General features: G+C 60.7%; 2 protein-coding genes. One reads left to right on the top strand and one right to left on the bottom strand.

Translation table 11 applies throughout. The features are described from left to right. Nucleotides 1-84 precede the first annotated feature (84 nt). Nucleotides 85-438 carry a hypothetical protein gene (locus ACW9HW_RS28310; protein WP_457402622.1) on the bottom strand — a complete coding sequence of 118 codons (354 nt, stop codon included), beginning with the start codon at nt 436-438 and terminating at the stop codon, nt 85-87. A 505-nt stretch (nt 439-943) separates the two neighbouring features. On the opposite strand from ACW9HW_RS28310, the gene ACW9HW_RS28305 reads away from it, so the two are divergent. Next, nucleotides 944-5851: an NAD-glutamate dehydrogenase gene (locus tag ACW9HW_RS28305; protein WP_457402620.1), complete on the top strand. Its 4908-nt coding sequence runs from the start codon at nt 944-946 to the stop codon at nt 5849-5851. Nucleotides 5852-6017: the final 166 nt, after the last annotated feature.

Raw genomic sequence — 6017 nt, 5'->3', positions numbered from 1 at the left:
CAGGTGGCCGGATTCTTTCGCAAAGGACGCGATCAATTGTGGGAGCGAGCCTGCTCGCGAAGAGGCCGGTACAGCTACTGAATGCTAGAGCTGACTGATGTAGGTCCCGGTCCCCTTGAGAATATTCTGCAAAGTCTCTTCCACCTCGGCCAGATCGCTGGCATCAGTGCTATGGGTGATCTCCAGCACATCATCCCCATTCAACGCATCCGCATCCGCCGCAGCGATTTCGATCAACAGGCGGGTAGGGCTCAGCGTGACTTTCACACCGTCCAGGGTCGAGGGTTCGCCGTCCAGGGTGATTTCCAGTTCATCCTCGTCCGGGTAGCGGCTCATCAGGAACATTTCGCCCTTGTCGCTGTGGCAGCAGAGCATGGCCATGTTGTCTTCTTCGTCGTCGCACGGGTTGACGATCAAGAGGGCGGTGGTCATTTGCATGGGTAGTTCCTGGCTCGACGAGCGTAATGAGGGCGAACAAAAGGTGATTCTGCCAGCCCCGGCGAATTTCTGCTCGCCCGAGTGTCGAAGGGCGTGATGTGGACGGTCAATGTGTTGCTGGTCATTTCTGGTACGTATGTGCCGCAAAAAACCGACAGAAAGCCGCCATTTTCCTGCGCGACTGCTAGTGTTGTGCGATGCACCGCCACCAAGCTGCATACCGTTGACCGAATATGTCGCAGCATCGCAAGCACGGGCCTTGCCGCACTCGTTAAGCTGCGCAACGGATGAGCACCTGTAAAGGCATTGCGCTGCCCGCAGCCCAGTCGTTTTTGCAGATGCCCATTCAGGGAAGGTGAATGTGACCCGAGTGTCTCGTCCAGCTTCACCCACCTGTCGCCCTGTTTCCTCTGCCCGAGAATCAGGAACAGGGTGACGGGTAGCCCCGATAGGGGTTTTGCACGCGACGCTTCCATCAATAACAAGCCCAAGCGGAGTACCACAGATGGCGTTCTTCACCGCAGCCAGCAAAGCCGACTTCCAGCACCAACTGCAAGCGGCACTGGCGCAGCACATCAGTGAACAGGCACTGCCACAAGTGGCGCTGTTCGCTGAACAATTCTTCGGCATCATTTCCCTGGACGAACTGACCCAACGTCGGTTGTCCGACCTCGCTGGCTGTACCCTTTCTGCGTGGCGCCTGCTTGAGCGCTTCGATCACGCGCAACCGCAAGTGCGCGTCTTCAACCCCGATTACGAACGTCACGGCTGGCAGTCGACCCACACCGCGGTCGAAGTGCTGCACCACGACCTGCCATTCCTGGTGGATTCGGTGCGTACCGAGCTGAACCGCCGTGGCTACAGCATCCATACCCTGCAAACCACCGTGCTGAGCGTACGCCGTGGCAGCAAGGGCGAGTTGCTGGAAATCCTGCCCAAAGGCACCCAGGGCGACGACGTTCTGCACGAATCGTTGATGTACCTGGAAATCGACCGCTGCGCCAACACCGCCGAACTGAACGTCCTGACCAAAGAGCTGGAGCAGGTACTCGGTGAAGTGCGCGTCGCGGTCACCGATTTCGAACCGATGAAAGCCAAGGTCCAGGAAATCCTGACCAAGCTGGACAACAGCCGGTTCGCTGTCGATGCCGACGAAAAGAGCGAAATCAAGAGCTTCCTGGAATGGCTGGTGGGCAACCACTTCACCTTCCTGGGCTACGAAGAGTTTGTGGTCAGCGACGAAGCCGATGGCGGCCACATTGTCTACGACAAGGACTCCTTCCTTGGCCTGACCAAACTGCTGCGTGCGGGCCTGACCTACGATGACCTGCGCATCGAAGATTACGCGGTGAACTACCTGCGCGAACCGACCCTGCTGTCGTTCGCCAAGGCCGCACACCCAAGCCGTGTGCACCGTCCGGCTTATCCCGACTACGTGTCGATCCGTGAAATCGATGCCAACGGCAAGGTCATCAAGGAATGCCGTTTCATGGGACTGTACACCTCGTCGGTGTATGGCGAGAGCGTGCGGGTGATCCCGTATATCCGCCGCAAGGTCGCGGAAATCGAACACCGTTCCGGCTTCCAGGCCAAGGCTCACCTGGGCAAGGAACTGGCGCAGGTACTCGAAGTACTGCCGCGCGACGATTTGTTCCAGACTCCGGTGGATGAGCTGTTCAGCACCGTGATGTCGATCGTCCAGATCCAGGAGCGCAACAAGATCCGTGTGTTCCTGCGCAAGGACCCGTACGGCCGCTTCTGCTACTGCCTGGCCTACGTGCCGCGTGACATCTACTCCACCGAAGTGCGCCAGAAGATCCAGCAAGTGCTGATGGATCGCCTGAAAGCCTCGGATTGCGAGTTCTGGACCTTCTTCTCCGAGTCCGTGCTGGCACGCGTGCAGCTGATCCTGCGCGTCGATCCGAAAAACCGCATCGACATCGACCCGCAGCAACTGGAAAACGAAGTGATCCAGGCCTGCCGCAGCTGGCAGGACGACTACGCAGCCTTGACCGTCGAAAGCTTCGGCGAAGCCCAGGGCACCAACGTGCTGGCCGACTTCCCGAAAGGCTTCCCGGCCGGTTACCGCGAGCGTTTCGCAGCGCATTCGGCTGTGGTCGACATGCAGCACTTGCTGAACCTGAGCGATAAAAACCCGCTGGTGATGAGCTTCTATCAGCCGCTGGGCCAGGTCTCCGGTCAGCGCCAGTTGCATTGCAAGCTGTACCACGCCGACACCCCGCTGGCACTCTCCGACGTGCTGCCGATCCTGGAAAACCTCGGCCTGCGCGTGCTGGGCGAGTTCCCGTATCGCCTGCGTCACAACAGCGGCCGCGAGTTCTGGATTCACGATTTCGCGTTCACCGCCGCCGAAGGCCTGGAGCTGGACATCCAGCAGCTCAACGACACCCTGCAGGACGCGTTCGTCCACATCGTGCGTGGCGATGCCGAAAACGATGCGTTCAACCGCCTGGTACTGACCGCCGGCCTGCCATGGCGTGATGTGGCACTGCTGCGTGCCTACGCCCGTTACCTGAAGCAGATCCGCCTGGGCTTCGACCTGGGTTACATCGCCAGCACCCTGAACAACCACACCGACATCGCCCGCGAGTTGACCCGGTTGTTCAAGACCCGCTTCTACCTGGCGCGCAAGCTCACCGCCGATGATCTGGACGACAAGCAACAGCGCCTGGAACACGCGATCCTGAGCGCACTGGACGACGTCCAGGTGCTCAACGAAGACCGCATCCTGCGTCGCTACCTGGACCTGATCAAGGCCACCCTGCGGACCAACTTCTACCAGACCGACGCCAACGGCCATAACAAGTCGTACTTCAGCTTCAAGTTCAACCCGCACCTGATTCCTGAACTGCCCAAGCCTGTGCCGAAGTTCGAAATCTTCGTTTACTCGCCACGCGTCGAAGGCGTGCACCTGCGCTTCGGCAACGTCGCTCGCGGTGGCCTGCGCTGGTCCGACCGTGAAGAAGACTTCCGTACCGAAGTCCTGGGCCTGGTAAAAGCCCAGCAAGTGAAGAACTCGGTGATCGTGCCGGTGGGCGCGAAGGGCGGTTTCCTGCCGCGTCGCCTGCCGTTGGGCGGCAGCCGAGACGAGATCGCGGCCGAGGGTATTGCCTGCTACCGCATCTTCATTTCCGGCCTGCTGGACATCACCGACAACCTGAAGGATGGGGCTCTGGTGCCACCGGCCAACGTCGTGCGTCATGACGACGATGACCCGTACCTGGTCGTGGCAGCGGACAAGGGCACTGCTACCTTCTCCGACATCGCCAACGGCATCGCCATCGACTACGGCTTCTGGCTGGGTGACGCGTTCGCGTCCGGTGGTTCGGCCGGTTACGACCACAAGAAAATGGGCATCACCGCCAAGGGCGCGTGGGTTGGCGTACAGCGCCACTTCCGCGAGCGTGGCATCAATGTCCAGGAAGACAGCATCACTGTGGTGGGCGTCGGCGACATGGCCGGCGACGTGTTCGGTAACGGCTTGTTGATGTCCGACAAGCTGCAACTGGTCGCGGCATTCAACCACATGCACATCTTCATCGACCCGAATCCGGATCCGGCGACCAGCTTCGCCGAGCGTCAGCGCATGTTCGACCTGCCGCGTTCGGCGTGGTCGGATTACGACACCAACATCATGTCCGAAGGCGGCGGTATTTTCTCCCGCAGCGCGAAGAGCATCGCGATTTCCCCGCAGATGCAAGAGCGCTTCGACATCAAGGCCGACAAGCTGACCCCGACCGAACTGCTCAACGCCTTGCTCAAGGCACCGGTGGATCTGTTGTGGAACGGCGGTATCGGTACCTACGTCAAAGCCAGCAGCGAAAGCCACGCCGATGTCGGCGACAAGGCCAACGATGCACTGCGCGTGAACGGCAACGAGCTGCGCTGCAAAGTCGTGGGCGAGGGCGGTAACCTCGGCATGACCCAGCTGGGTCGTGTCGAATTCGGTCTCAATGGCGGCGGTTCCAACACCGACTTCATCGACAACGCCGGTGGCGTGGACTGCTCCGACCACGAAGTAAACATCAAGATCCTGCTGAACGAAGTGGTTCAGGCCGGCGACATGACCGCCAAGCAACGCAACGAGTTGCTGGCAAGCATGACCGACGAAGTCGGTGGCCTGGTGCTGGGCAACAACTACAAGCAGACCCAGGCCCTGTCCCTGGCGGCTCGTCGTGCCCTGCCACGCATCGCTGAATACAAGCGTCTGATGAACGATCTGGAAGGCCGCGGCAAGCTGGATCGTGCCATCGAGTTCCTGCCGGCTGAAGACGCGATCAACGAGCGCGTCGCTGAAGGCCATGGCCTGACGCGTCCCGAGCTGTCGGTACTGATCTCCTACAGCAAGATCGACCTCAAGGAGCAGCTGCTGGGCTCCCTGGTGCCGGACGACGACTACCTGACCCGCGACATGGAAACCGCTTTCCCGCCGAGCCTGGTGAGCAAGTTCTCCGAAGCCATGCGTCGTCACCGCCTGAAGCGCGAAATCGTCAGCACCCAGATCGCCAACGACCTGGTCAACCACATGGGCATCACTTTCGTTCAGCGACTCAAGGAGTCGACCGGCATGAGCCCGGCGAACGTGGCCGGTGCCTACGTGATCGTGCGCGACATTTTCCATCTCCCGCACTGGTTCCGTCAGATTGAAAACCTGGACTACAAGGTTTCCGCCGATGTGCAACTGGAGCTGATGGACGAGCTGATGCGCCTGGGCCGTCGCGCCACGCGCTGGTTCCTGCGTGCCCGTCGCAACGAGCAGAATGCTGCCCGTGACGTCGCGCATTTCGGTCCGCATCTGGCGGCATTGGGCCTCAAGCTCGACGAACTGCTCAGTGGCGAGATCCGCGAAACCTGGCAGACCCGTTACCAGGCCTACGTCGCAGCCGGTGTGCCGGAGTTGCTGGCGCGCATGGTGGCGGGCACCACGCACCTGTACACCCTGCTGCCGATCATCGAGGCCTCCGACGTGACCGGCCAGGACCCTGCGGACGTGGCCAAGGCCTACTTCGCCGTGGGCAGTGCGCTGGACATCACCTGGTACCTGCAACAGATCAGCGCACTGCCGGTTGAAAACAACTGGCAAGCCCTGGCCCGTGAAGCGTTCCGCGATGACGTCGACTGGCAGCAACGCGCGATCACCATCTCGGTCCTGCAACAGGGCGACGGCAGCCAGGATGTGGAAACACGCCTGACGCAGTGGATGGCGCAGCACGAAAGCACGATCGAACGCTGGCGTGCCATGCTGGTGGAGATCCGTGCCGCCAGCGGTACGGACTACGCCATGTACGCGGTCGCCAACCGTGAGTTGCTGGACGTGGCGTTGAGCGGTCAAGCGCCGACAGTGCCGCCTGCTACTGTCTCGGCCAATGCCGAGCTGGAGCCGGCTGCCTGACAGGCTGTTGAATGAAAAAACCCGCATTGAGAGATGCGGGTTTTTTTTGCCTGATTTTTTTTGGGTGCCTGTTATGGCCCCTTCGCGAGCAAGCCCGCTCCCACACTGGTTCTATGTGCAACGCAAAAACATGTGGGAGCGAGCCTGCTCGCGAAGGGGCCATTAA

It is taken from the genome of Pseudomonas sp. SDO5532_S415 (assembly GCF_054071155.1).
This window is presented reverse-complemented; position numbering and strand designations above follow the sequence as displayed.